The sequence below is a fragment of the Streptomyces sp. NPDC001270 genome (genome assembly GCF_042896695.1).
Classification (GTDB): Bacteria; Actinomycetota; Actinomycetes; order Streptomycetales; family Streptomycetaceae; genus Streptomyces.
In genome coordinates this window covers 1-25,247 of sequence record NZ_JBIAXM010000022.1, presented here as the reverse complement: position 1 = coordinate 25,247, position 25,247 = coordinate 1, and the positions used below count along the sequence as shown (strand labels likewise).

The window sequence follows — 25,247 nt, the reverse complement described above, 5'->3', positions numbered from 1 at the left end:
CGGTGCTGGAAGGGCTGCCTTCCCAGCCTACGTCGGAATGCCGCCGTCCCCGGCGCCGGGCGGGACTCAGCCGCCCAGGGTCTCACCGTCCGCGACCCGCACACCGCGCGCCCAGTCCGCCGCCCGCATCGGCTTCTTGCCCTGGGCCTGCACCCAGAGCAGTTCGACGGCGTGCGAGCCGGTGCCCACGTGCACGCTGTTCTTCCCGACCGACGGCTGCCCCGGGGCGAGGTCGGTGCGTTCGGGCGCGGGGGTGACCTGGATGACCTTGAGCCGCTCCCCGCGGAAGGTGGTCCAGGCACCCGGGGCCGGGGTGCAGCCGCGCACCACCCGGTCGACCCGCAGCGCAGGGGCGGCCCAGTCCAGACGGGCGTCCTCGACGGTGATCTTCGGCGCGACGGTGACGCCGTCCACCGGCTGCGGTACGGCCTTCAGCGTGCCGTCCGCGATGCCGTCCATGGTCGCGACGAGCAGCCCGGCACCGGCGAGGGCGAGCCGGGTGAGCAGGTCGCCGCTGGTGTCGGTGGGCCGGACCTCCTCGGTGACCGTCCCGTACACGGGGCCCGAGTCCAGCCCCTCCTCGATCAGGAAGGTCGAGGCGCCCGTGATCTCGTCCCCCGCCATGAGGGCGTGCTGCACGGGCGCGGCGCCGCGCCACGCGGGCAGCAGCGAGAAGTGCAGGTTGACCCAGCCGTGGGCAGGGACGTCCAGGGCCATGCGCGGCAGCAGCGCCCCGTAGGCGACGACGGGACAACAGTCGGGTGCGATCTCCCCGAGCCGCTCGAGGAACTCGGGGTCCCGCGGCTTCAACGGCTTCAGCACCTCGATCCCGGCCTCCTCCGCCCGCTCGGCCACGGGAGACGCGACCAGCCGGCGCCCGCGACCGGCCGGCGCGTCGGGCCGCGTGACGACGGCGGCCACCTCGTGCCGCCCGGAGGCGATGAGGGCGTCCAGGGCGGGAACGGCGACTTCGGGGGTACCGGCGAAGACGAGCTTCATGGGCGGGTGGGGGCCTCTCGGGCGGGGTCGGACGGGCAGCGCACCAGTCTATGACGACGTGTACGACGAGGGCCTGCCCACTCGGGGGAGGGAAGGGAGGAGTTGCGGAGGGCGGTCACCCCACGATGCGTCCCGCTCCTCGTCCCCCTCCGCTGTGCGCCCGCCCTCCGAAGGCTCGTCCGGCTCCGCCACCCGCCACCCGTCAGCCACCTGCCACCTGCCACCTGCCACCTGCCACCTGCCAGTCGCTATCCGCGAGCCGCCGGCCGCTACCCGCCGGCGACCGGGCCACCCGACCGGACACGGGTGGTGCGCGAGCAGGAGATGGGCGTACGCATATGCCCGTACGCCCCCACCGCGTGACCAGCGGAGCGCACACGCGTTGGTCAAGAAAGAGTTGACCACAACGGGCCGCCGACGCGGCCCGATTCCTTTCAACGCCGGTTCGAGAGGCTTGTTCATGGCCGACCACGCAACCCACGACGCCCAGGCCCGGGCCAGCCTGCACTTGCTGGTGCGGGACATCGAGCGGGTCCGCCGGCAGGTGGACGCACTGCGTACGCTCACCGCCCAGCTGGGCAACGTCTACCGCCCGCGCCGCTCCGGCCCCTCCACGGGCTTCGTAGTCTACGGACGCGCCCCCGCCCCGACCGTCCGTCTCGCCCAGGAACTCCGGGACAGTGTCGAGACCCTGGTCACGGCCGCCGTGGACTTCGACCGCTCGCTCGGCTTCTCGTGGGACGCGGTGGGCTCGGCCCTCGGCGTCACCAAGCAGGCGGTGCACCGTCGTTACGGCGCCCGCCGCGCCGCGGCCCAGGCCGCCGCGGAGGCCGAGCGCACGCCTGAACCGTCGGGCACCCGCACGATGAACGTGAACACCGCACTTCCCACGGTTCCGACGGTCCCCGCGGCCCGTTCGATGCCGACCCAGCCGACGGCGGGCAGCCCCACGCTCCGGGACGAAGTCCGTCCGACGGCCTTCCCGGCCCCTCGCAACGGCTGACCCGCTCCCGCCCCGCCCTCCCGGCACGTCCGGGAGGGCGGCTGCCCCTCCGGGCCATGGCGCGCCCCCGCGCCTCGGCCCCGTCAACGACCGTACGAAACCTCGGGCGTTGACCCCTGACGAACGCGTGGGGCCACGCCGACGGCCCGATCACCGCTCCGCCCGCCGCGGACCAGCAGCCGCAGGCCCGGTCACCCGGTTCCCGGCGCGCCCAGCCGGACAGCGCCGGACAGGCAAAGGCAGGGGCACAAGGAGGAGGAACAGCGGCAGGAGCACGGGCAGGGGGGCGGGGCAGCGGCCGAGGCCCCGTCACCCGATGTCACCCGATGTCCGGCGGATCGATCCGGACACGCACCCCCTCCTCGCCGCCCCGCACCATCCGTGCGGCCTGCGCCGCCTTCAACGCGGTCGCGAGTGCGGCCCCGCTGCCCGGCGGCACCCGCACCAGCACACGCTCCCACTGCTCGCCCGGCGGCGGCCCCCCGGCCCGCCGCGGCCTCCCGGGCGGCGTGACCGGCAGTGGCACCGGCCCCAACACCTCGGCATCCGGCGGAAGTTCGACCTCCGCGAGAAAACCGGCGACGGCCTGTACCGACCCCGACACGGCCGCCATCCGGGACACCGGGGGGAACCCCAGCTCCGCCCGCTCGGCCAGCTCACGCACCGCGTGCCCGACCGGGTCCCACCGCACCAGTGCCTGCACGGGCCGCAGCGTCGGCTCGGCGACGACCACCACCGTCCCGCCCTCGCCCTGCGAACGGACCAGCGCGGCGGCCCCGAGCCATCGGCGCAGCGCGTCCTCACCGGCCCGCAGGTCGGGGCGGCCCAGCATGGCCCAGCCGTCGAGGAGCAGCGCCGCCGCGTAACCGCCCTCGGCGACCGGCTCGGCCCCCGGGGTGCTCACGACCAGCGCGGGCGTCCCCGGCACCGTGTCCAGCACCTGTTCACGCCCCGAGGTCCGCACCGGTACCGCGGGGAAGGCCCGCCCCAGTTCCTCGGCGGTCCGCCGCGCCCCCACGACCTGCGCGCGCAGCCGCAGCGACCCGCACTCCGGGCAGTGCCACGCGCTCTCCTCACGACCGCACCAGCCGCAGCGCAACGCTCCCGCGTCCTGCGCCTCCAACGGCCCGGAACAGAGCCGGCAGCGGGCCGGCGCCCGGCAGGTCGCACAGGCCAGGCGCGGCACGTACCCCCGGCGGGGCACCTGCACGAGCACCGGCCCGTGCCGCAGCCCGTCCCGGACCACCTGCCAGGCCAGCGTCGGCAGCCTGGCGGCGTGGGCGGCCTCGTCCCGTGCCAGGTCGCCGTCGCCCACCGTCCGCACCAGCGGTGCGGCCCGCCGCACCTGCTCCCGGCTCGCGACCAGGGGCCGCGCCCAGCCGGTCTCCACCAGCTGCGCGGCCTCCACGGTGCAGCTCCGGCTGCCCAGCAGGAAGGCGCACCTGTCCAGGGTGGCACGCAGCAGCAGCACATCCCGGGCGTGCGGCTGGGGGGCGTGCTGCTCGCTGTGGTTGTCGTCCCCGTCGTCCCAGATGGCGACGAGTCCCAGATTCCGCACGGGTGCGAACATGGCGGCCCGCGTCCCGACGACGGCCCGTACGACGCCCCGGCGCACGGCCAGCCACTGCCCGTAGCGCTTCTCCGGCCCGGCGTCGGCGGTGAGCAGGGCATGCCGCCCCGGGCCGAGCAGCTCGGTGAGCGCGGCGTCGACCCGGGCGGCGGCGCGGCCGTCCGGTACGACGACGAGCGCACCGCGCCCCGAGGCGAGCGCGGCGGCCACGGCCCGGGCCAGCTCCTCGCCCCACCGGGGGCCGGGCAGCGCGTTCCACACCGCGCGCGGCACGCCTCCCGAGGCCAGCGATTCGATGAAGGCCGCCCCGCGTTCGTACCGCGCCCAGGTCTCCGGCTCGGGAGGCGCCGGCGGTGGCGACGGCGCGGGCGACGGGCGCCGCTCGGCGCGCGCGCTGCGCGGCGGCACGGCCAGTTGCAGCACATCGGCGAGGCTCCCCGCGTACCGGTCGGCGACGGCTCGCGCGAGCCCCAGCAACTCCTCGCTCAGCACCGGTTCCGGGGACACCACCTGGGCCAGCGCGGCCAGCGGCCCGGAGTAGTCGGACTCGGCCAGCCGCTCGACGAGGAACCCGCCGATGAGCCCACCGCCCTCCCGGCGTCCTTCCCGCACCCGGTGCCGCCCGGCCCCGAATCGCACCCGCACCCGCACGCCCGGCTGAGCCTGCTCGTCCAGCTCCTCGGGCACGGCGTAGTCGAAGTACCGGTCGAGATGGAGCACGCCCTTGTCGACCAGCACCCGGGCGACGGGCAGCTCCTTCGCCAGCGCGGCCCCCCGCCAGGTCCGCGGCTTGGCCCGCGGCACCCTGGCACCGCGCACACTCTCCCGAATGAGCGCGAGCTGCTCCGGCGGCGCACCCTCGGCACCACCGTCACGACCCTCGTTCTCGCTGCTCACGCTTGCATTCTTACCAAACGCCACCGACAACCGCCGCCGCCCGGCCCTCACCCTGATCCGGTCCGACAGGAGCAGGAGTTGACGGCCACGAACGCGCCGGCCGCGCCCGCCGCCGCATCCGGTTCGGGCCGGTCGGCTGACCGAAGACATGCCGGGGCCCGGCTCCCCCGAAGGAAACCGGGCCCCGGCGGCGGTTGTACGCCGAAGCTACAGGCCCACGGCCGCACGCAGGGCGTCCACGCGGTCCGTGCGCTCCCAGGTGAAGTCCGGCAGTTCGCGGCCGAAGTGGCCGTAGGCCGCGGTCTGGGCGTAGATCGGACGGAGCAGGTCGAGGTCGCGGATGATGGCGGCCGGGCGGAGGTCGAAGACCTCGTCGATCGCCTTCTCGATCCGCTCGGGCTCGACCTTGTGGGTGCCGAAGGTCTCCACGAACAGGCCGACCGGCTCGGCCTTGCCGATGGCGTAAGCGACCTGGACCTCGCAGCGCGAGGCGAGGCCCGCCGCGACCACGTTCTTGGCGACCCAGCGCATCGCGTAGGCGGCCGAGCGGTCCACCTTGGACGGGTCCTTGCCGGAGAAGGCGCCGCCGCCATGGCGGGCCATGCCGCCGTAGGTGTCAATGATGATCTTGCGGCCGGTGAGGCCGGCGTCACCCATCGGGCCGCCGATCTCGAACCGGCCGGTGGGGTTGACCAGCAGGCGGTAGCCCTCGGTCTCCAGCTTGATGCCCTCGTCGAGCAGCGCCTTCAGCTCCGGCTCGACGACGAATTCCCGGATGTCGGGCGCCAGCAGGGACTCCAGGTCGATGTCCGACGCGTGCTGGCTGGAGACGACCACGGTGTCGAGACGGACCGCCTTGTCGCCGTCGTACTCGATGGTGACCTGCGTCTTGCCGTCCGGGCGGAGGTAGGGGATGGTGCCGTTCTTGCGGACCTCGGACAGCCGGTTGGACAGCCGGTGGGCCAGGAAGATCGGCAGCGGCATCAGCGTCGGCGTCTCGTCCGTCGCGTACCCGAACATCAGGCCCTGGTCGCCCGCGCCCTGCTTGTCCAGATCGTCCTTGGCGCCGGCCGCCACGCCGCCGTCGACCCGGGACTCGTACGCCGTGTCCACGCCCTGGGCGATGTCCGGGGACTGGGCGCCGATCGACACCGACACACCGCAGGACGCGCCGTCGAAGCCCTTTTTCGAGGAGTCGTAACCGATTCCGAGGATGGTGCCCCGGACCAGGGTCGCGATGTCCGCGTACGCCTTGGTCGTGACCTCGCCGGCCACATGCACCAGGCCGGTCGTGATCAGCGTCTCCACGGCGACCCGGGAGGTCGGGTCCTCACGCAGAAGCGCGTCGAGAATGGTGTCGCTGATCTGATCAGCGATCTTGTCGGGGTGACCCTCGGTCACGGACTCCGAGGTGAACAGGCGACGGGACACAACGCTCCCTGGGGTTGCAGCGGCTGCTGGCTGATCATTGGCGGACGGCGCGGGGAGCTGCGCCCGGCGACATCCGCAAAACAGTTTATCGGTCGCACTTCGCCGCGGGCCCAGCAGTCTCGCCGGTTGGGAACGCTGTGACCTGCGGCACGGGCATTCTGCCCAATGCCGTACCGCATTGACCAGAGGCCCTCCGGGAGAATGTCGCGCTGAGGGAAGCTGTCGAACGGCTGAAACAAATCAGTCCAAACGGTCCCGTACCAGATCCCAGACGATCTCGGCGAGAGCCTCCTTGGGGCCGTGCGGCACCGGGGTCTCGCTGCCGTCGGCGCCCAATACCACGGCCTCGTTGTCCTCGGAACCGAACGTCTTCCCCTCCCCCACCTCGTTCACCACGAGGAAGTCGCACCCCTTGCGTGCCAGCTTCGCCCGGCCATTGGCGAGGACGTCGTCGGTCTCGGCGGCGAAGCCGACGATCACCTGTCCGGGCCGCGCCCGGTCGGCCGAGATCTCCGCGAGAATGTCCGGATTCCGCACCAGCACGACGGGCTCGGGGTCCTGGCCGTCCTTCTTCTTGATCTTCCCGGTCGCGTAGGCGGCCGGACGGAAGTCGGCCACGGCGGCGGCCATCACCACCGCGTCGGCGTCGGCGGCGGCCTTGAGCACCGCCTCGCGCAGCTGGACCGCCGTGCCGACCGGGACGACGTCCACGCCGGCCGGGTCGGGCAGGCCGGTGTTGGCCGCGACCAGGGTCACCCGGGCCCCCCGCGCGGCGGCCGTGCGCGCGAGGGCGTAGCCCTGCTTGCCCGAGGAGCGGTTGCCGAGGAAGCGGACCGGGTCGAGGGGCTCGCGGGTGCCGCCTGCGGAGACGACGACGTGCCGCCCCTTCAGGTCGGGCTCGGTGACCCCGCGGGCCAGCACGCGCCGGCAGACCTCGAAGATCTCGGCGGGGTCGGGCAGCCGGCCCTTGCCGGTGTCGACACCGGTCAGCCGCCCGACCGCGGGCTCGATGACGACGGCGCCCCGGCGGCGCAGCGTCGCCACGTTCTCCTGGGTGGCCGGGTGCTCCCACATCTCGGTGTGCATGGCCGGGGCGAAGACGACCGGGCAGCGCGCCGTCAGGAGCGTGTTGGTCAGCAGGTCGTCGGCGAGGCCGTGGGCGGCCCTGGCGAGCGTGTCGGCGGTGGCGGGGGCCACGACGACGAGGTCGGCGTGCTGGCCGATCCGGACGTGCGGGACCTCGTCGGCGTCGTCCCAGACCTCGGTGGAGACGGGGTTGCCGGACAGCGCGGACCAGGTGGCGGCGCCGACGAAGTGCAGCGCGGCGGCGGTGGGGACGACACGCACGTCGTGCCCCGACTCGGTGAATCTGCGCAGCAGCTCACATGCCTTGTAGGCGGCGATGCCTCCGCTGACCCCCAGAACGACCTTCGGCTTGTCCACCGTCTCTCCCCGGACTCGGAACCGTACTCCATGCCCATGCTGCACCACGGCGGGGCGCCCGCCCCGCTCCCCCGAGCACACCACAGGCCCGACAGCTCGTGCTGGCGGGCCTGTGGACAAGTCAACCGCGGTCCGAATGTATGACCGCGATGTACTACCGCGCGGATCGAGTGCTGCCGCGCGTCGTTACTGCGCCGGGCCTTCGATGGCCTCGGAGGTCAGCAGACCCGCGTTGATCTCACGCAGGGCGATCGAGAGCGGCTTCTCGTGGACATGGGTGTCGACGAGCGGACCGACGTACTCAAGCAGGCCCTCGCCGAGCTGCGAGTAGTACGCGTTGATCTGACGGGCACGCTTGGCCGCGTAGATCACGAGACTGTACTTCGAGTCGGTGGCCTCAAGCAGCTCGTCGATCGGCGGGTTGATGATGCCCTCGGGCGCGGTGATGGAAGAGGACACGCTCTACCTTCCGAAAGATGGGAAAAGATCAGACACAATCACACAACGTCCATCAAGGCTAGCAGCTCGCCCGACACATCCTCGACGGAGGTGTTGACCAAGGTCAGGTCGAACTCCGGCTCGGCGGCCAGCTCGGTCCTGGCCGCCTCCAGACGGCACTCGATCACCTCGGGAGGCTCGGTGCCACGGCCGGTGAGCCTGCGCACCAGCTCCTCCCAGGTGGGCGGAGCCAGGAACACCAGCTGGGCCTCCGGCATGGACTCACGGACCTGCCGGGCGCCCTGGAGGTCGATCTCCAGGAGGACGGGCTCGCCCGCCTCCAGGCGGTCCAGCACGGCCGTACGCGGCGTGCCGTAGCGGTTGCCGGCGAATTCGGCCCACTCCAGCAGCTCGCCGTTGGCGATCAGCTTGTCCATCTCCTCGTCGGTGACGAAGAAGTAGTGGACGCCATGCCGCTCGCCGGGGCGGGGCCTGCGGGTGGTCGCCGACACCGAGAGCCAGACCTCGGGGTGTTCCTTGCGCATATGGGCGACGACCGTGCTCTTGCCGACCCCGGAGGGGCCGGAGAGCACGGTCAGCCGCGGACGTTCACTCATGCAGCAATTATTCCAGCAATCCCGGAGTGCCCGGGACTCCCTTCCCGGAGTACCCGGGCTCAGGAACCGGTGCTGCCGAACTCGCGCTCCAAGGAAGCGATCTGGTTGGAGCCGAGGCCACGTACACGGCGGCTCTCGGAGATGCCGAGACGCTCCATGATCTGCTTGGCGCGGACCTTGCCCACGCCCGGCAGGGACTCAAGCAGGGCGGAGACCTTCATCTTGCCGATGACCTCGTTCTCCTGGCCCTGCTTGATGACCTCGTGAAGCGAGGCGCCGGAGTGCTTGAGTCGATTCTTGACCTCGGCCCGCTCCCGGCGAGCCGCGGCGGCCTTTTCGAGCGCGGCTGCGCGCTGTTCAGGGGTAAGGGGCGGAAGAGCCACGCCTACGTCACCTCGGATGTCGAACTATTCGGATACGGACCGGTGAGGAACCTAGTCGCCCCACACCTGGGGAGCCACGAGCAACACGCTGGCCCGTTCTCCCCCACTGCCTTGAAGGGCGTGGGAGGTGCCCCCACTGCTCGGAGACTAGCGGGCAAGTCCGCCAGAGTCAGCGAGAACAGCGGAAAAGTCCTGGTCAGCCTCCATCAGGTCGGACATTTCAGACATACTGCCCCGGATTTGAGAATGTATCCAGACTCAAGGCGTCGCCGCGCCGCCGTCCGGACACCCGTCGGAGGACTCAGCCGGCCGTCACGCAGGCCCGGATCTCCTCCGCGAAACGTTCCGCGGCGGCCCGCAGCGCCCTGGGCTCGGGACCGTGACGCAGAACACTCCGGCTGACGTGCGGGACCACATTGCGCACGGCTTTCCCGAAAAGTCCGGGAAGGTCGGCCGGGGTCGCCCCCTGGGCTCCGATGCCGGGCGCGAGGAGCGGACCGTTGATGTCGAGGTCGTACGCCGACAGGTCGCCGAGCGTGGCGCCCACGACCGCGCCGAACGAGCCCAGGGGCGTCCGGCCGGCGTTCTCCGCCGCCAGGTGCGCCAGCATCGTCGCGCCGACGGTCCGGCCGTCGGGACGCACCGCGTGCTGCACCTCGCCGCCCTCCGGATTGGAGGTCAGCGCCAGCACGAAGACGCCCGCGCCGCTCTCCCGCGCCAGGGCCAGGGCGGGGCCCAGCGAGCCGTAGCCGAGGTACGGCGAGACGGTCAGGGCGTCCGAGAACAGCGGGGCGTCCGGGTGCAGGAACGCCTCGGCGTAGCCGGCCATGGTCGAGCCGATGTCGCCGCGCTTGGCGTCCATGACGACCAGGGCACCGGCCGCGCGCGCCTCCTGGACCGACTTCTCCAGGACGGCGATCCCGCGCGAGCCGAAGCGCTCGAAGAACGCGCTCTGCGGCTTGAGGACGGCCACCCGGCCGGCCACCGCCTCGACGACCGTGCGGCTGAACCGCTCGAGGCCGGCGACGTCGTCGTTCAGGCCCCACTCGGCGAGCAGGGAGGCGTGCGGGTCGATGCCCACGCACAGCGGGCCCCGCTCGTCCATGGCGCGGCGCAGGCGGGCGCCGAAGGGTTCTGCTGAGGAACGCTCGGGCCCGGCGGGCCCGGACGAAGTGCGGGAGGCGCTCATACGGTCCTGCCTGCCTTCTTCACGTCGGCGCCGACCGCGTCGGCGAGGGTGGCGTACGGGCTGGTGCCCAGGCGGGCGGCGAGGCCCTTGTGGATCGCGCGGGCCCAGAAGGGGCCCTCGTAGATGAAGGCGCTGTAGCCCTGGACCAGGGTGGCGCCCGCCAGGATGCGCTGCCAGGCGTCCTCGGCGTTCTCGATGCCGCCGACGCCCACCAGGGTGATCCGGTCGCCCACGCGCGCGTACAGGCGCCGCAGCACCTCCAGGGAGCGCGTTTTCAGGGGCGCGCCGGAGAGTCCGCCCCTCTCCCCGACGACCGCGGGGGCGGAGACCAGGCCGAGGCCGTCGCGCGCGATGGTGGTGTTGGTGGCGATGATGCCGTCCAGGCCCAGCTCCACGGCGAGGTCGGCGACGGCGTCGACGTCCTCGTCGGCGAGGTCGGGCGCGATCTTCACCAGGAGCGGCACGCGGCGGCCGGGCAGCGCGCCGTCGGCGGCGGCGCGGACCGCGGTCAGCAGGGGGCGCAACGCCGCGGTGGCCTGAAGGTCGCGCAGCCCCGGGGTGTTGGGCGACGACACGTTCACGACCAGGTAGTCGGCGTACGGGGCGAGTCGTTCGGCCGACTTCACGTAGTCGGCGACCGCGTCCGCCTCGGAAACGGTCTTGGTCTTGCCGATGTTGACGCCCACCACGGTGCGGAAGACGGGCTCACGTGCGGCGAGCCGGGCGGCGACGGCGAGCGAGCCCTCGTTGTTGAAGCCCATGCGGTTGATCAGCGCCCGGTCGGGGACCAGCCGGAACAGCCGCTTCTTCGGGTTGCCGGGCTGCGCCTCGCCGGTCACCGTGCCGATCTCGACGTGGTCGAAGCCCAGCATCGCCATGCCGTCGACGCCGACGGCGTTCTTGTCGAAGCCGGCGGCGAGCCCGAAGGGGCCGTGCATGCGCAGCCCGAACGCCTCCGTCCGCAGTTCCCTGTGGCGGGGCGCGAGGGCGGCGGCGAGGAAGGTGCGCAGCACCGGAATGCGGGCGGCGCGGCGGATCCAGCGGAAGGCGAGCCGGTGCGCCTGTTCCGGGTCCATCCGCGAGAAGACCAGGCGGAAGAAAAGCTTGTACATGTCATTGTCCTCTGGGTGAGCCCCACGAAGAGGGGGACACCGTTTCCGGTGTCCCCCTGGGGGCCGCTAGTCGCGGGCCGCGGTCAGGTGCCGCGCGTGTTCCTGGAGCGAGCGGACGCCCACGTCGCCGTGGGTGAGCGCGTCGATGCCCTGGACCGCCGCGGCGAGCGCCTGGACCGTGGTCAGGCAGGGCACCGAGCGGGCCACCGCGGCCGTACGGATCTCGTAGCCGTCGAGACGGCCGCCGGTGCCGTACGGGGTGTTGACGATGAGGTCGACCTCACCGTCGTGCACGAGCTGGACGATGGTCTTCTCGCCGTTCGGGCCGGTGCCCTCGGACTGCTTGCGCACGACCGTGGCGTTGATGCCGTTGCGCCTGAGGACCTCGGCGGTGCCGGAGGTGGCGAGCAGTTCGAAGCCGTGGGCGACCAGTTCCCGCGCCGGGAAGATCATGGAGCGCTTGTCGCGGTTGGCGACCGAGATGAAGGCGCGGCCCTTCGTCGGCAGCGGCCCGTACGCGCCCGCCTGGGACTTGGCGTACGCCGTGCCGAAGACGGAGTCGATGCCCATGACCTCGCCGGTCGAGCGCATCTCCGGGCCGAGCACGGTGTCCACGCCCCGGCCGCGGACGTCCCTGAAGCGCGACCAGGGCATGACGGCCTCCTTGACGGAGATCGGCGCGTCCAGCGGCATCTCGCCGCCGTCACCGTGGGCCGGGAGCAGCCCCTCGGCGCGCAGGTCGGCGACCCTCGCGCCGAGGGAGATCCGGGCGGCGGCCTTGGCCAGCGGCACGGCGGTCGCCTTCGAGGTGAAGGGGACCGTGCGGGAGGCGCGCGGGTTGGCCTCAAGGACGTACAGGATGTCGCCCGCCAGCGCGAACTGGATGTTGATCAGGCCGCGCACGCCGACGCCCCGCGCGATGGCCTCGGTCGAGGCGCGCAGGCGCTTGATGTCGAAGCCGCCGAGGGTGATCGGGGGCAGCGCGCACGCCGAGTCGCCGGAGTGGATGCCGGCCTCCTCGATGTGCTCCATGACGCCGCCGAGGTACAGCTCCTCGCCGTCGTAGAGCGCGTCCACGTCGATCTCGATGGCGTCGTCGAGGAACCGGTCGACGAGCACCGGCCGGGAGGGGCTGATCTCGGTGGACTCGGCGATGTAGGAGGCGAGGCGCACCTCGTCGTAGACGATCTCCATGCCGCGTCCGCCGAGGACGTAGGAGGGCCGCACCAGGACCGGGTAGCCGATCTCGTCGGCGATGGCCTTGGCCCCGGCGAAGGTGGTCGCCGTGCCGTGCTTCGGGGCCGGCAGGCCGGCCTCGGCGAGGACGCGGCCGAAGGCGCCGCGGTCCTCCGCGGCGTGGATCGCCTCGGGCGGGGTGCCGACGATCGGCACGCCGTTGTCCTTCAGGGCCTGGGCGAGGCCCAGCGGGGTCTGGCCGCCGAGCTGCACGATGACGCCCGCGACCGGTCCTGCCTGCTGCTCCGCGTGGACGATCTCCAGCACGTCCTCCAGGGTCAGCGGCTCGAAGTAGAGGCGGTCGGAGGTGTCGTAGTCGGTGGAGACGGTCTCCGGGTTGCAGTTGACCATCACGGTCTCGTACCCGGCGTCGGACAGCGCGAAGGACGCGTGCACGCAGGAGTAGTCGAACTCGATGCCCTGGCCGATCCGGTTGGGGCCGGAGCCCAGGATGATCACCGCGGCCTTCTCGCGCGGAGCGACCTCGGTCTCCTCGTCGTAGGAGGAGTAGAAGTACGGCGTCCGCGCGGCGAACTCGGCGGCGCAGGTGTCGACGGTCTTGTACACCGGGCGGATGCCGAGGGCGTGCCGCACCTCGCGCACGACGTCCTCGCGCAGCCCGCGGATCCCGGCGATCTGCTGGTCGGAGAAGCCGTGCCGCTTGGCCTCGGCCAGCAGGTCACCGGTCAGCTCGGGGGCGGCGGCCAGCTCGTCCGCGATCTCCTTGATCAGGAACAGCTGGTCGACGAACCACGGGTCGATCCTGGTGTGCTCGAAGACCTCCTCGGGCGTGGCGCCCGCGCGGATGGCCTGCATCACGGTGTTGATCCGGCCGTCGGTGGGCCGGGCCGACTCGCGCAGCAGCGCGTCCTTGTCGCCGTCGGAGCCCGGCTCGCCGACGAAGGTGAACTGGCTGTCCTTCTTCTCCAGCGAGCGCAGCGCCTTCTGGAACGCCTCGGTGAAGTTGCGCCCGATGGCCATGGCCTCGCCGACCGACTTCATGGTCGTGGTCAGCGTGGAGTCGGCGCTCGGGAACTTCTCGAACGCGAATCGAGGGGCCTTGACGACGACATAGTCGAGGGTCGGCTCGAAGGATGCCGGGGTCTCACGCGTGATGTCGTTGGGAATCTCGTCGAGGGTGTAGCCGACGGCGAGCTTCGCGGCAATCTTCGCGATCGGGAATCCGGTGGCCTTGGACGCGAGGGCCGAGGACCGGGACACGCGCGGGTTCATCTCGATGACGATCACCCGGCCGTCCTCGGGGTTCACCGCGAACTGGATGTTGCAGCCGCCGGTGTCCACGCCGACCTCGCGGATCACGGCGATGCCGATGTCCCGCAGGATCTGGTACTCGCGGTCGGTCAGCGTCATCGCCGGGGCGACGGTGATCGAGTCGCCGGTGTGCACGCCCATGGGGTCGAAGTTCTCGATGGAGCAGACGACCACGACGTTGTCGTGCTTGTCGCGCATCAGCTCCAGCTCGTACTCCTTCCAGCCGAGGATCGACTCCTCCAGGAGCACCTCGGTGGTCGGGGAGAGCGTCAGGCCCTGGCCGGCGATGCGGCGCAGTTCGTCCTCGTCGTGGGCGAAGCCGGAGCCCGCGCCGCCCATGGTGAAGGACGGACGGACGACGACCGGGTAGCCGCCGAGCGTCTCGACGCCCGCGAGCACCTCGTCCATGGAGTGGCAGATCACGGAGCGGGCGGACTCGCCGTGCCCGGTCTTGCGCCGGACCTCCGCCACGACCGCCTTGAACAGGTCGCGGTCCTCGCCCTTGTGGATGGCCGCCACGTTGGCGCCGATCAGCTCGACGCCGTACTTCTCCAGGACTCCGCTCTCGTCCAGCGAGATCGCCGTGTTGAGGGCCGTCTGGCCGCCCAGGGTGGGCAGCAGGGCGTCCGGCCGCTCCTTGGCGATGATCTTCTCGACGAACTCCGGGGTGATCGGCTCGACGTAGGTGGCGTCGGCGATCTCCGGGTCGGTCATGATCGTCGCCGGGTTGGAGTTGACGAGGACGACGCGCAGCCCCTCGGCCTTGAGGACGCGGCACGCCTGGGTACCGGAGTAGTCGAACTCCGCGGCCTGGCCGATGACGATCGGGCCGGAGCCGATGACCAGGACGGACTGGATATCGGTGCGCTTAGGCACGCTGGCCCTCCATCAGGGAGACGAAGCGGTCGAACAGGTAGGCGGCATCGTGCGGGCCCGCTGCCGCCTCGGGGTGGTACTGGACGGAGAAGCCCGGCTGGTCGAGCAGGTGCAGCCCCTCCACGACATCGTCGTTGAGGCAGACGTGCGAGACCTCGGCGCGGCCGAACGGCGTGTCGCTGACCCGGTCGAGCGGCGCGTCCACGGCGAACCCGTGGTTGTGCGCGGTGACCTCGACCTTCCCGGTCGTACGGTCCTGCACCGGCTGGTTGATGCCGCGGTGGCCGTACTTGAGCTTGTAGGTGCCGAAGCCGAGGGCGCGGCCCAGGATCTGGTTGCCGAAGCAGATGCCGAACAGCGGTGTGCGCCGCTCAAGGACGGCGGTCATGAGGGCGACCGGGCCGTCGGCCGTCGCCGGGTCACCGGGGCCGTTGGAGAAGAAGACGCCGTCCGGCGCGACGGCGTACACGTCCTCGGGGGTCGCGGTCGCGGGCAGGACGTGCACCTCGATGCCCCGTTCGGCCATCCGCTGCGGCGTCATGCCCTTGATCCCGAGGTCGACGGCGGCGACGGTGAACCGTTTCTCGCCGATCGCCGGGACGACGTACGCCTCCCGGGTCGCGACCTCCTCGTAGAGGCTCGCGCCCTTCATGTGCGGCTGGGCCTGCACGCGCGCGAGGAGGTCCGCCTCGGGGGCGATCGAGTCGCCGGAGAAGACTCCGGCCCGCATGGAGCCGCGTTCGCGCAGATGGCGGGTGAGGGCGCGGGTGTCGACGCCGGAGATGCCGACGACGCCCTGGCGGACGAGTTCGTCGTCCAGGGAGCGCGTGGCACGCCAGTTGGACGGCACGCGCGCGGGGTCGCGCACGACGTAGCCGGCGACCCAGATGCGGCCGGACTCGTCGTCCTCGTCGTTCCAGCCGGTGTTGCCGATCTGCGGGGCGGTCGCGACGACGATCTGGCGGTCGTACGACGGGTCGGTGAGGGTCTCCTGGTAGCCGGTCATGCCGGTGGAGAACACGGCCTCGCCGAAGCTCTCCCCCACGGCCCCGTAGGCGCGGCCGCGGAAGATCCGGCCGTCCTCCAGGACGAGAACCGCGGGAAGCACCTTTTTCCTCTGCGAGGTGTTCCCCTGTGTGGAGGTCGTCATCGTTCGGCGCCTTCCGTGCTGGGTGTCTTGATCATGGAATTGATGGCGTCGACCCACTCACCGTGTTCGGCGGCGTGGTCGGAGCGGAAACCGGAGTCGATCAACCGGTCGCCGTGTGCCCAGGTCACGACGAGCAGGCCGCCCTCGGTGAGGACCTTGCCCGCGATGCCCTTGTCGAGCCGCGCCGCACGCAGCGCCGCGGTGGGGACGAAGAAGTCGGCGGCTCCGGGACGTACGACGTCCAGGCCCGCCTCCGTCAGGGTCAGCTCGGCCCGGCTGCGGGTGCCGAGGCCGCGGGCCACGATGCGGTCCAGCCACTGCCCGGCGGTGGTGGAGCCGTGGTAGCGGCCGGTCAGCGCCAGTGCGGCCGGGCCGGGGTTCTCCGGCGCGGTCGGCAGCTCCGGCAGGTCGCTCTGGAGCGTGCCGCGCCACTTCCAGCCCTCGCGCATCAGCCAGTACACGAGCGCCACGAAGAGGGCGAGTCCGACGAGCCAGCCGATCCGGCCGGCCCAGTCGGTGACCTGGGCCGACTTCTTCTCGGTGGCGAGCGCGGGCGCGATGGTGGCTGCGAGCAGTGTTGCAGGTGTCACGTGAGCTTCCCGTCGACGAGCGTGGCCTTGCCCCGCAGCCACGTGTGGGTGACACGGCCCGGCAGCTCGCGCCCCTCGTACGGGGTGTTGCGGCTGCGCGAGGCGAAGCCCGCGGGGTCCACCCGGCCACGGTATGCCGTGTCGACGAGGGTGAGGTTGGCGGGCTCGCCTGCCGAGACAGGACGGCCGTGGCCGTCGGACCGGCCGATCCGGGCCGGGGCGAACGACATGCGCTCGGCGACGCCCGCCCAGTCCAGCAGGCCGGTCTCCACCATCGTCTCCTGGACCACGGACAACGCGGTCTCCAGGCCGACCATGCCCATGGCGGCCGCGGCCCACTCGCAGTCCTTGTCCTCGTGCGGGTGCGGGGCGTGGTCGGTGGCGACGATGTCGATCGTCCCGTCGGCGAGCGCCTGGCGCAGGGCCAGCACGTCGCGCTCGGTGCGCAGCGGCGGGTTCACCTTGTAGACCGGGTTGTACGAACGCACCAGTTCGTCGGTGAGCAGCAGGTGGTGCGGGGTGACCTCGGCGGTGACGGCGATGCCGCGGGACTTGGCCCAGCGGACGATCTCCACGGATCCGGCGGTCGACAGGTGGCAGATGTGGACGCGGGAGCCGACGTGCTCGGCGAGCAGGACGTCCCGGGCGATGACCGACTCCTCGGCGACCGCGGGCCAGCCGCCCAGGCCCAGCTCGGCGGAGACGACGCCTTCGTTCATCTGGGCGCCCTCGGTCAGCCGCGGCTCCTGCGCGTGCTGCGCAACGACCCCGCCGAACGCCTTCACGTACTCCAGCGCACGCCGCATGATCACGGCGTCGTCGACGCACTTGCCGTCGTCGGAGAAGACGGTGACGCCCGCGGCGGACTCGTGCATGGCGCCCAGCTCGGCGAGCTGCTTGCCCTCCAGGCCGACGGTGACGGCGCCGATCGGCTGCACGTCGCAGTAGCCGTGCTCCCGGCCGAGCCGGTAGACCTGCTCGACGACGCCCGCGGTGTCGGCGACCGGGAAGGTGTTGGCCATGGCGAACACGGCGGTGTAGCCGCCGGACGCGGCGGCGCGGGTGCCGGTCAGCACGGTCTCGGAGTCCTCGCGGCCGGGTTCCCGCAGGTGGGTGTGCAGGTCGACCAGGCCCGGGAGCAGGACTTTCCCGGCGGCCTCCACGACCTCGGCGCCGTCCGCGTCCAGCCCGGCGCCCACGGCGGCGACGGTCCCGCCGTCGATCAGGACGTCCTGCGGTCCGCCGCCGAGCACGTCGGCACCCCGGATCAGGATTTTGCTCATCGTTCTCACTTCTCCTCGGCCGCGGTGAGCGGGTGTGCGGAGCGCACGTCGGACGGGTGGTGGGCGGCGGATCCGGCAGGGGGGTGCGCGGAGCGCTCGTCGGACGGGTGGTGCCGGGTGCCGGCGGGCTCGTTGCCGCCGAGCAGCAGGTACAGGACGGCCATCCGGATCGACACCCCGTTGGCGACCTGCTCGACGGCGGTGCAGCGGTCGGAGTCGGCGACCTCGGCGGTGATCTCCATGCCGCGGACCATCGGGCCGGGGTGCATGACGATGGCGTGCTCGGGCATCCGCGCCATGCGGTCGGCGTCCAGGCCGTAGCGCCGCGCGTACTCGCGCTCGGTCGGGAAGAAGGCGGCGTTCATTCGCTCCCGCTGCACCCGCAGCATCATCACGGCGTCGGACTTGGGCAGCGTCGCGTCGAGGTCGTACGACACCTCGCAGGGCCATGCCCCGACGCCGACCGGCAGCAGGGTCGGCGGGGCGACCAGGGTGACTTCCGCACCCAGGGTGTGCAGCAGGTCGACGTTGGAGCGGGCGACCCGGCTGTGCAGGACGTCGCCGACCAGGGTGATGTGCCGGCCGGCGAGGTCGCGGCCGAGGCCGGTGTCCCGGCCGGTCAGGCGGCGGCGCATGGTGAACGCGTCGAGCAGCGCCTGGGTGGGGTGCTGGTGGGTGCCGTCACCGGCGTTGATCACGGCGGCGTCGATCCAGCCGGAGTTGGCGAGCCGGTAGGGCGCGCCGGAGGCGCCGTGCCGGATGACGACGGCGTCGACGCCCATCGCCTCCAGGGTCTGGGCGGTGTCCTTCAGGGACTCGCCCTTGGAGACGCTCGACCCCTTGGCGGTGAAGTTGATGACATCGGCGGACAACCGCTTCTCGGCGGCCTCGAAGGAGATCCGGGTGCGGGTGGAGTCCTCGAAGAAGAGGTTGACGACCGTGCGGCCGCGCAGGGTCGGCAGCTTCTTGATCGGCCGGTCGGCGACCCGGGCCATCTCCTCGGCGGTGTCGAGGATCAGGATGGCGTCGTCGCGGGTGAGATCGGCGGCCGAGATGAGATGACGCTGCATCTGTCAGGCTCCGTAAGGCAGTTCAGGTATCGGGAGAATCCGGGCAGGCATGGGCACGGCGACGCGACGCACGGCACGGGCCGCGCGCCGGCGTGCTAGCGATCGCCGGGGGTGGCCTGCTTGACGCCGAGCAGGACGGTGTCGCGGCCGTCCTCCTCGGCGAGCTGGACCTTGACCGTCTCCCGCAACGAGGTGGGGAGGTTCTTGCCGACGTAGTCGGCGCGGATGGGCAGCTCGCGGTGGCCGCGGTCGACGAGGACCGCGAGCTGGACCGCGCGGGGGCGCCCGATGTCGTTCAGCGCGTCGAGGGCGGCCCGGATGGTGCGGCCGGAGAACAGCACGTCGTCGACGAGGACGACGAGACGCCCGTCCACACCCTGGCCGGGGATGTCCGTGCGGGCCAGCGCGCGCGGTGGCTGCATGCGCAGGTCGTCACGGTACATCGTGATGTCGAGCGACCCGGTGGGCATCGGGCGGTCGGTGATCTGCTCGAGTTTGGCGGCGAGCCGCTGGGCGAGGAAGACGCCCCGGGTCGGAATGCCGAGGAGCACCACGTCGTCGGCGCCCTTGGCGCGCTCGACGATCTCGTGGGCGATGCGGGTCAACACCCGCGCGATGTCGGGCCCTTCGAGCACGGGCCGGGCATCGGACGCTTGCGTGTCCATATGAAACGGACCTCCTTCTCCGCCTCACGGGACGGACCTTAAAGGACGCCGGAATTGCGCCATCTACCGTAGCAGGTGGTTTGGACCCCTCCGATCACCCGGTTGGCCCAATGCGTCGCGTCTACCACGGATGAGTCGGTGTGGACCATTCGGCTTGACGCAGAAGTGTCACGCTGCGTAACCTCACAGTGAGTTACCAGCCGCGCGGCGGGAATCGCAGCCGGCCGCGTCGACACAGTGTCCGGGGAGCTATATGTCCAGCGAATACGCCAAACAGCTCGGGGCCAAGCTCCGGGCCATCCGCACCCAGCAGGGCCTTTCCCTCCACGGTGTCGAGGAGAAGTCCCAGGGCCGCTGGAAGGCCGTCGTGGTCGGTTCGTACGAGCGCGGCGACCGTGCCGTGACCGTGCAGCGCCTGGCGGAGCTGGCGGACTTCTACGGCGTTCCGGTGCAGGAACTGCTGCCCGGCACCACTCCGGGCGGCGCCGCCGAGCCGCCGCCGAAGCTGGTCCTGGACCTGGAGCGACTGGCCACGGTGCCGGTCGAGAAGGCAGGTCCGCTGCAGCGCTACGCGGCGACGATCCAGTCGCAGCGCGGCGACTACAACGGCAAGGTGCTGTCGATCCGCCAGGACGATCTGCGCACACTCGCCGTCATCTACGACCAGTCGCCCTCGGTCCTCACCGAGCAGCTGATCAGCTGGGGCGTCCTGGACGCGGACGCGCGCCGTGCCGTGGCCACCCACGAAGAAGCCTGAGTCGCCCGACGTCTCAGCAGAAACGTGCCGCCGGGGTGGCCGGAACTTCACGGTTCCGGCCACCCCGGCGGTTTTTTCCTGCCGTGCGGCCTTCTCAGGGGCGCGGAGGAGCTGTGGGCAGGCGGGGGACGTCACGAAGGGCCGCTGACGGCCCGCAGACGCCCCTCTGCCGCCTTCCCACGGCTTCCCCGCACCCTTCAGCGCCGGCGGAGCTACTCACGGCGCAGCGACGGTTTCAGCTCCTTCAGCCGGCCGAGCAGCCCGTTGACGAACGCGGGCGACTCGTCCGTGGAGAACTCCTTCGCCAGCTGCACCATCTCGTCGAGGACGACGGCGTCCGGGGTCTCGTCGGCCCAGATCAGCTCGTACGCCCCCAGCCGCAGGATGTTGCGGTCCACGACCGGCATCCGGTCGAGCGTCCAGCCCACCGAGTACTGGGCGATCAGCTCGTCGATCCGCCGTGCGTGCTCCGCGTAGCCCTCGACCAGCAGCATCGTGTACTCGCTCACCGGCGGCTGCCGGGTGTCGGTCCGCGAGAGCCGGATCCAGTCCGCGAGGACCGTCAGGACATCGGCACCGCGCTGGTCCGCCTCGAAGAGGATCTGGAAGGCACGCTTGCGGGCCGTGTTGCGGGCAGCCACGGTTAGCTGTTCACCCGGCCGAGGTAGTCGCTGGTGCGGGTGTCGACCTTGATCTTCTCGCCGGTGGTGATGAACAGCGGAACCTGGATCTGGTGCCCGGTCTCCAGGGTGGCGGGCTTGGTGCCGCCCGTGGAGCGGTCGCCCTGGACACCCGGCTCGGTCTCGGCGACGGTCAGCTCGACCGCGGCCGACAGCTCGACGAAGAGCACCTCGCCCTCGTGCTGGGCGACGGTCGCCTCGAAGCCCTCGATGAGGAAGTTGGCGGCGTCGCCGACGGCCTTGCGGTCGATGTGCAGCTGGTCGTAGGTCTCCATGTCCATGAAGACGAAGTAGTCGCCGTCCATGTACGAGAACTGCATGTCGCGCTTGTCGACAGTGGCCGTCTCGACCTTGACGCCGGCGTTGAAGGTCTTGTCGACGACCTTGCCGGAGAGCACGTTCTTGAGCTTGGTGCGCACGAAGGCCGGGCCCTTGCCAGGCTTGACGTGCTGGAACTCGACGACGGACCACAGCTGGCCGCCGTCGAGCTTGAGCACCAGGCCGTTCTTGAGGTCGTTCGTGGAAGCCACGGTTGCGGAATCTCCTGGACTGACGTGGACGACCCCGGGGGGGCACGAACCGAGCGGCGCCGGGGACGTGCCTGCACTTCCCTGCGGTCGCTACAGCGCGAGCAGCTCCTTGGTCGTGATGGTGAGTAGCTCGGGTCCGCCGTCCGCCTCGGGGCGTACGACGAGCGTGTCATCGATCCGGACACCGCCCCGTCCCGGGAGGTGGACTCCCGGTTCGACGGTGACCGGCACGCAAGCGTCCAGTTTACCCATGACAGCGGGGGCCAACTGAGGGTCCTCGTCGATTTCGAGTCCGACGCCGTGCCCGGTGAGGGGCTGCAGGCTCTCGCCGTAGCCCGCCGAATCCAGCACCTGGCGGGCCGCACGGTCCACGTCGCGGAACGCGACGCCGGGCACCAGGGCCTCCCGCCCGGCCCGCTGGGCGGCGAAGACCAGGTCGTACAGCTCGATCTGCCAGTCGGCGGGGGACGTGCCGATGACGAAGGTGCGGCCGATCTCGCAGCGGTAGCCGCGGTAGGCGGCGCCCAGGCAGACGGAGAGGAAGTCACCCTCCTCGACCCGGCGGTCCGTCGGGCGGTGCCCGCGGTGGCCGGAGTGCGGTCCGGTGGCGACGGAGGTCGGGAACGCGGGGCCGTCCGCCCCGTGGTCGACCAGGCGCCGCTCCAGTTCCAGGGCGAGGTGCCGCTCGGTGCGGCCCACCAGGATGGACTCCAGCAGCTCACCGAGGGCCTGGTCGGCGATCTCCGCGCCGATCCGCAGGCAGGAGATCTCCTCCTCGTCCTTGACGACCCGCAGCTGTTCGACGGCGGCGCCGAGGGCGGCGAGCCGCAGCCGGGGGGCGACGGCGTCGACGGCTCGGTAGCGGGCCATGGTGAGGTGGTGCTCCTCGACCGCGAGGGCGTCGGCGCCCTGGCCGTCGGCGAGGCGGGCGGCGGCCACGGCGGGGTCGCCGCCGGACGCGGGCAGGACGTGCACCCGCAGGTTCTCGTCCGGCCGTCCCTCGGTGGGGCGGTCGTCGGGCGGGACGGCGCACACCAGCAGGTCCTCGCTGCTGCCGAGGAGCATGACCGCGTCCTGGGGGGCGGCACCCGCCAGGTAGCGCACGTTGGCGGGGCGGGAGATGAGCGCCGCCGCGGTGCCGGTCGCGTTGCAGCACTCCCTCAGCCGGGATCGGCGGGTCGCGTACACCTCTGACATGAGTCGAGCGTAGAAGCGGTGGCCGGATTGTGCCGGTCGGGGAGGTGCCGTTCGAGGGACCGACGGGGCACGGTCGGGGGTGCGGGGACCGGGTCGGACGGGGTGCGGGCGGTTCGGGCGGAACCGTCGGCCGTACGGGGTACGGCCGACCGGGCGGAACCCGGCCGCACGAGGTGCGAATGACTTGACGGGACCCGATGAGGCCAGAAGAGGCCAGGAGGGACCGGACGGGACCAGGTACGGGCGGCCGGGCGGAGGCCGGCCGCACGGGATGCCGGGTGTCCGGGCCTTCCCGGTGGGTCCGGCAGGTGCTGGTCGTCGGTGCGGGCCGCGGCGCGCGGGCGGCGGTGGCCCGTCCGCGGTCACCAGTTCGGGGGGCTCGCTATCGCCCTGGTCAGGACGTCGTTCAGGACGCGGGCCGTGCCCGGCACGTCCAGATGGGAATTGTCGATGATCGGCAGGCCGGAGCCGTACCACCCGGCCATGCGGCCGTGGATGCGGGCGACCTCCTCGTCGGTCAGCCGGCGGTTGCCGCGGCGCTCGGCGTTGCGCTCCAGGACGATGTCGAGGCCGGGCAGCAGGACGACCGGGAGCAGCCCGGGGCCGACGTGGCGTTTCCAGCCGCCCAGGCCCACCACCGGGCGGTCCGGGAACACGGCGTCGTCGAGGATGCAGGAGATGCCGTTGGCCAGGAAGTTCCGGGCGGCGAAGCCGCAGGTGCGGCGCGCCAGGCGGTACTGCGCCTCGGAGTGCTCGTTCCAGCCGGTCTGGGGGTCGGCGAAGCCGGAGCGGACCCATTCGCGGACGTCGTCGAGGCTGATGTGCGCGGTGGGGACCCGCCGGTGGTCCGCCCAGTACTTGGCGACGCTCGTCTTGCCCGCGCCCGCCGGGCCGATCAGCAGCACGGCCAGGATGGTGGTGGTCGGGTCGGGCGCGGCGGTGGCGGCGTGCGACGGGCTGGGCATGGCGACGGGCCCGCCGGGTGGCAGCGGTACATGGCCGGTGCCGTCCGGCACGAACGGGGTGTGCTGCGGGGGTGCGGGCGGCACCGGGCCGGTGGGGGTTCCGGCTCCGGGGAAGCCGGACACCGGTGGCGGCGGGGGCACGGGTGCGGGACCCTGGTGGGCTCCCGGTCCGTTCGCGGCCGGCGGCCCTCCGGCGGTCGGTCCCTGCCCCGGCTGGTGGGGCGGCGGCAGCGGAGAACCCACTGCGTGCTGCATCCGGTGCCACTCCGTCTCGTTCTTCTCGGGCTCGTCCGCCGCTGGCCTTCGGCGCCGACAGCGGAGTGCGAGCCCCGCTCGCTACCGAACGGTACCGTCCCCGGCCGTCGTTTGGTGAAACGGCCGGGGACGGTCCGAAGTGCCCGGCCCGCCAGGCGAATCGGACGGATGCCGCGTGGGCGGACCTACTGGCCCACTTCGCCGTAGGCGGCGAGCAGCACGGCCGGGTCCGGGCCTTCCAGGACGGTCGGTTTGGCGAGCCCGTCCAGGACGATGAAGCGCAGCAGGTCGCCGCGGGACTTCTTGTCGACCCTCATCGTCTCCAGCAGCCTGGGCCACTGGTCGTGGCGGTAGTGCAGCGGCAGCCCCACCGACTCCAGCACCGTGCGATGGCGGTCGGCCGTCGCGTCGTCCAACCGGCCTGCCAGACGGCCGAGTTCAGCGGCGAAGTGCATGCCGACCGAGACGGCGGCGCCATGCCGCCACTTGTAGCGTTCGTTCTGTTCGATGGCGTGGCCGAGGGTGTGGCCGTAGTTCAGGATCTCCCGCAGGCCCGACTCCCTCAGGTCGGCGGAGACCACCTCGGCCTTCACCCGGATCGACCGCTCGATGAGTTCCGCGGTGTGCGGGCCCGCCGGTGTGCGCGCGCCTTCGGGGTCGGACTCGATGAGGTCCAGGATCACCGGGTCGGCGATGAAGCCGGCCTTGATGACCTCGGCGAGGCCGGAGACGTAGTCGTTGACCGGGAGCGAGTCCAGCGCGGCGAGGTCGCACAGGACGCCGACGGGTGGGTGGAAGGCGCCGACCAGGTTCTTGCCCTCGGCCGTGTTGAGGCCGGTCTTGCCGCCGACGGCCGCGTCCACCATGCCCAGCACCGTCGTCGGGACGGCGACCCAGCGCACTCCGCGCAGCCAGGTCGCGGCCACGAACCCGGCCAGGTCCGTGGTCGCGCCGCCGCCCACGCCGACGATGGCGTCGGTCCGGGTGAAGCCGGACTGGCCGAGCGCCTTCCAGCAGTAGGCGGCGACCTCGGCGGTCTTGGCCTCTTCGGCGTTCGGCACCTGGATGGCGACCGTCTCGTAGCCCTGTTCGGCCAGGTCGGCGCGGACCGCCTCACCGGTCTGGTCCAGCGCCTCGGGGTGGATCACCGCCACCCGGTCGGCCCGCCGCCCCAGCAGCCCGGGCAGTTCACCCAGAAGCCGGCGGCCGACCAGGACTTCGTAGGGCTCGCTGCCCGCCGTGCCACCGACCTGGATCCGCGTCAGGGTCTCACTCATGCTTCCTTCAACTCCAGTGCGTCCAGGACCGCTTGGGTGACTTCTTCGGGTGTGCGACCGTCCGTCGCCACCACCGCCACGGCGACCTCCTCGTACAGGTGCCGCCGCGCCTCCATCAACTCACGCCACTGCCGACGCGGATTGACCGCCAGCAGCGGCCGGGCCACGTTCAGACCCGTCCGCCTGACCGCCTCCTCCACGTCCATCGACAGATAGACCACCCGGTGGCCCGAGAGCAGGGCACGGGTGTCCGCGTCGAGAACCGCACCACCGCCCAACGCGAGTACACCCTCGTACCCGGCGAGCGCGGTACGCACCGCACGCTTCTCCATCGCCCGGAAAGCGGCCTCCCCCTCATCGAC

The 25,247-nt window shown here is 72.0% G+C and carries 23 protein-coding genes; 2 read left to right on the top strand and 21 right to left on the bottom strand.

Going from position 1 to position 25,247, the window contains the following annotated elements; all coding sequences use genetic code 11:
* Nucleotides 1-66 precede the first annotated feature (66 nt).
* Complete coding sequence (gene fmt, locus ACFY2B_RS30965) at nucleotides 67-999, bottom strand: methionyl-tRNA formyltransferase (protein ID WP_390766371.1); 933 nt, start codon at nucleotides 997-999, stop codon at nucleotides 67-69.
* Between the two features lie 460 nt (nucleotides 1,000-1,459).
* Between fmt and ACFY2B_RS30960 the strand changes: the two genes are divergently transcribed.
* Nucleotides 1,460-2,002, top strand: coding sequence for a hypothetical protein (locus ACFY2B_RS30960; protein ID WP_390766370.1), 543 nt, complete (start codon nucleotides 1,460-1,462; stop codon nucleotides 2,000-2,002).
* A 319-nt stretch (nucleotides 2,003-2,321) separates the two neighbouring features.
* Here ACFY2B_RS30960 and ACFY2B_RS30955 read toward each other — a convergent pair whose 3' ends face one another.
* The 14 genes from ACFY2B_RS30955 to pyrR all read right to left on the bottom strand — a co-directional run bounded on the left by ACFY2B_RS30955 (nucleotide 2,322) and on the right by pyrR (nucleotide 19,224).
* The gene (locus ACFY2B_RS30955) at nucleotides 2,322-4,469 is read right to left on the bottom strand and encodes a primosomal protein N' (protein ID WP_390766369.1); all 2,148 of its coding nucleotides are present in this window, start codon (nucleotides 4,467-4,469) and stop codon (nucleotides 2,322-2,324) included.
* Between the two features lie 207 nt (nucleotides 4,470-4,676).
* Nucleotides 4,677-5,900: a methionine adenosyltransferase gene (gene metK, locus ACFY2B_RS30950; protein WP_390766368.1), complete on the bottom strand. Its 1,224-nt coding sequence runs from the start codon at nucleotides 5,898-5,900 to the stop codon at nucleotides 4,677-4,679.
* Between the two features lie 240 nt (nucleotides 5,901-6,140).
* Entirely contained in the window at nucleotides 6,141-7,343 is a 1,203-nt protein-coding gene (coaBC, locus tag ACFY2B_RS30945) for a bifunctional phosphopantothenoylcysteine decarboxylase/phosphopantothenate--cysteine ligase CoaBC (RefSeq protein ID WP_390766367.1), read from the bottom strand.
* A gap of 186 nt (nucleotides 7,344-7,529) precedes the next feature.
* Nucleotides 7,530-7,802, bottom strand: coding sequence for a DNA-directed RNA polymerase subunit omega (gene rpoZ / locus ACFY2B_RS30940; RefSeq protein WP_005319902.1), 273 nt, complete (start codon nucleotides 7,800-7,802; stop codon nucleotides 7,530-7,532).
* 38 nt (nucleotides 7,803-7,840) lie between these two features.
* Complete coding sequence (gene gmk / locus ACFY2B_RS30935) at nucleotides 7,841-8,398, bottom strand: guanylate kinase (protein WP_376536424.1); 558 nt, start codon at nucleotides 8,396-8,398, stop codon at nucleotides 7,841-7,843.
* Nucleotides 8,399-8,457: 59 nt separating this feature from the next.
* A complete protein-coding gene (locus ACFY2B_RS30930) occupies nucleotides 8,458-8,781 on the bottom strand; it encodes an integration host factor (RefSeq protein WP_030810589.1) in 324 nt (107 codons plus the stop codon).
* A gap of 301 nt (nucleotides 8,782-9,082) precedes the next feature.
* Nucleotides 9,083-9,970 carry an orotidine-5'-phosphate decarboxylase gene (gene pyrF, locus ACFY2B_RS30925; protein ID WP_390766366.1) on the bottom strand — a complete coding sequence of 296 codons (888 nt, stop codon included), beginning with the start codon at nucleotides 9,968-9,970 and terminating at the stop codon, nucleotides 9,083-9,085.
* Nucleotides 9,967-11,082 carry a quinone-dependent dihydroorotate dehydrogenase gene (locus ACFY2B_RS30920; protein ID WP_390766365.1) on the bottom strand — a complete coding sequence of 372 codons (1,116 nt, stop codon included), beginning with the start codon at nucleotides 11,080-11,082 and terminating at the stop codon, nucleotides 9,967-9,969. The genes pyrF and ACFY2B_RS30920 overlap by 4 nt, the downstream gene beginning before the upstream one ends.
* Before the next feature lie 66 nt (nucleotides 11,083-11,148).
* A complete protein-coding gene (gene carB, locus ACFY2B_RS30915) occupies nucleotides 11,149-14,466 on the bottom strand; it encodes a carbamoyl-phosphate synthase large subunit (RefSeq protein WP_390766364.1) in 3,318 nt (1,105 codons plus the stop codon).
* Complete coding sequence (carA, locus tag ACFY2B_RS30910; protein ID WP_390766363.1) at nucleotides 14,459-15,616, bottom strand: glutamine-hydrolyzing carbamoyl-phosphate synthase small subunit; 1,158 nt, start codon at nucleotides 15,614-15,616, stop codon at nucleotides 14,459-14,461. Before carA ends, carB begins: the two co-directional genes overlap by 8 nt.
* The gene (locus tag ACFY2B_RS30905; RefSeq protein WP_390766362.1) at nucleotides 15,613-16,206 is read right to left on the bottom strand and encodes a hypothetical protein; all 594 of its coding nucleotides are present in this window, start codon (nucleotides 16,204-16,206) and stop codon (nucleotides 15,613-15,615) included. Before ACFY2B_RS30905 ends, carA begins: the two co-directional genes overlap by 4 nt.
* Nucleotides 16,203-17,489 (bottom strand): dihydroorotase, encoded by a 1,287-nt coding sequence (locus ACFY2B_RS30900; protein WP_390766361.1) that lies wholly within the window; start codon nucleotides 17,487-17,489, stop codon nucleotides 16,203-16,205. Before ACFY2B_RS30900 ends, ACFY2B_RS30905 begins: the two co-directional genes overlap by 4 nt.
* Before the next feature lie 5 nt (nucleotides 17,490-17,494).
* Nucleotides 17,495-18,559 (bottom strand): aspartate carbamoyltransferase catalytic subunit, encoded by a 1,065-nt coding sequence (locus ACFY2B_RS30895; RefSeq protein ID WP_390766360.1) that lies wholly within the window; start codon nucleotides 18,557-18,559, stop codon nucleotides 17,495-17,497.
* A 95-nt stretch (nucleotides 18,560-18,654) separates the two neighbouring features.
* Nucleotides 18,655-19,224 carry a bifunctional pyr operon transcriptional regulator/uracil phosphoribosyltransferase PyrR gene (pyrR, locus tag ACFY2B_RS30890; protein WP_376536441.1) on the bottom strand — a complete coding sequence of 190 codons (570 nt, stop codon included), beginning with the start codon at nucleotides 19,222-19,224 and terminating at the stop codon, nucleotides 18,655-18,657.
* Between the two features lie 253 nt (nucleotides 19,225-19,477).
* On the opposite strand from pyrR, the gene bldD reads away from it, so the two are divergent.
* Nucleotides 19,478-19,981 (top strand): transcriptional regulator BldD, encoded by a 504-nt coding sequence (gene bldD, locus ACFY2B_RS30885; RefSeq protein ID WP_376536443.1) that lies wholly within the window; start codon nucleotides 19,478-19,480, stop codon nucleotides 19,979-19,981.
* A 212-nt stretch (nucleotides 19,982-20,193) separates the two neighbouring features.
* Here bldD and nusB read toward each other — a convergent pair whose 3' ends face one another.
* The 6 genes from nusB to ACFY2B_RS30855 form a co-directional block, all read right to left on the bottom strand.
* On the bottom strand, nucleotides 20,194-20,622 hold the full coding sequence (nusB, locus tag ACFY2B_RS30880) for a transcription antitermination factor NusB (protein ID WP_390766359.1): 429 nt from the start codon (nucleotides 20,620-20,622) through the stop codon (nucleotides 20,194-20,196).
* A 2-nt stretch (nucleotides 20,623-20,624) separates the two neighbouring features.
* Nucleotides 20,625-21,191 (bottom strand): elongation factor P, encoded by a 567-nt coding sequence (gene efp, locus ACFY2B_RS30875; protein ID WP_376525052.1) that lies wholly within the window; start codon nucleotides 21,189-21,191, stop codon nucleotides 20,625-20,627.
* Nucleotides 21,192-21,281: 90 nt separating this feature from the next.
* Nucleotides 21,282-22,388: an aminopeptidase P family protein gene (locus ACFY2B_RS30870; RefSeq protein ID WP_390766358.1), complete on the bottom strand. Its 1,107-nt coding sequence runs from the start codon at nucleotides 22,386-22,388 to the stop codon at nucleotides 21,282-21,284.
* 362 nt (nucleotides 22,389-22,750) lie between these two features.
* The gene (locus tag ACFY2B_RS30865; RefSeq protein ID WP_390766357.1) at nucleotides 22,751-23,608 is read right to left on the bottom strand and encodes a Pro-rich N-terminal domain-containing protein; all 858 of its coding nucleotides are present in this window, start codon (nucleotides 23,606-23,608) and stop codon (nucleotides 22,751-22,753) included.
* A gap of 185 nt (nucleotides 23,609-23,793) precedes the next feature.
* On the bottom strand, nucleotides 23,794-24,885 hold the full coding sequence (aroB, locus tag ACFY2B_RS30860) for a 3-dehydroquinate synthase (RefSeq protein WP_390766356.1): 1,092 nt from the start codon (nucleotides 24,883-24,885) through the stop codon (nucleotides 23,794-23,796).
* The coding region (locus ACFY2B_RS30855; RefSeq protein WP_390766355.1) for a shikimate kinase at nucleotides 24,882-25,247 on the bottom strand (366 nt) is incomplete at its 5' end. The genes aroB and ACFY2B_RS30855, both read right to left, overlap by 4 nt.

Bases quoted from the DNA above. Each gene is read 5' to 3' on its own strand.
- fmt (WP_390766371.1), bottom strand. From the start codon at position 999: ATGAAGCTCGTCTTCGCCGGTACCCCCGAAGTCGCCGTTCCCGCCCTG.
- ACFY2B_RS30960 (WP_390766370.1), top strand. From the start codon at position 1,460: ATGGCCGACCACGCAACCCACGACGCCCAGGCCCGGGCCAGCCTGCAC.
- gmk (WP_376536424.1), bottom strand. From the start codon at position 8,398: ATGAGTGAACGTCCGCGGCTGACCGTGCTCTCCGGCCCCTCCGGGGTC.
- pyrF (WP_390766366.1), bottom strand. From the start codon at position 9,970: ATGAGCGCCTCCCGCACTTCGTCCGGGCCCGCCGGGCCCGAGCGTTCC.
- ACFY2B_RS30920 (WP_390766365.1), bottom strand. From the start codon at position 11,082: ATGTACAAGCTTTTCTTCCGCCTGGTCTTCTCGCGGATGGACCCGGAA.
- carA (WP_390766363.1), bottom strand. From the start codon at position 15,616: ATGACGACCTCCACACAGGGGAACACCTCGCAGAGGAAAAAGGTGCTT.
- ACFY2B_RS30900 (WP_390766361.1), bottom strand. From the start codon at position 17,489: ATGAGCAAAATCCTGATCCGGGGTGCCGACGTGCTCGGCGGCGGACCG.
- ACFY2B_RS30895 (WP_390766360.1), bottom strand. From the start codon at position 18,559: ATGCAGCGTCATCTCATCTCGGCCGCCGATCTCACCCGCGACGACGCC.
- pyrR (WP_376536441.1), bottom strand. From the start codon at position 19,224: ATGGACACGCAAGCGTCCGATGCCCGGCCCGTGCTCGAAGGGCCCGAC.
- bldD (WP_376536443.1), top strand. From the start codon at position 19,478: ATGTCCAGCGAATACGCCAAACAGCTCGGGGCCAAGCTCCGGGCCATC.
- ACFY2B_RS30870 (WP_390766358.1), bottom strand. From the start codon at position 22,388: ATGTCAGAGGTGTACGCGACCCGCCGATCCCGGCTGAGGGAGTGCTGC.
- ACFY2B_RS30865 (WP_390766357.1), bottom strand. From the start codon at position 23,608: ATGCAGCACGCAGTGGGTTCTCCGCTGCCGCCGCCCCACCAGCCGGGG.
- aroB (WP_390766356.1), bottom strand. From the start codon at position 24,885: ATGAGTGAGACCCTGACGCGGATCCAGGTCGGTGGCACGGCGGGCAGC.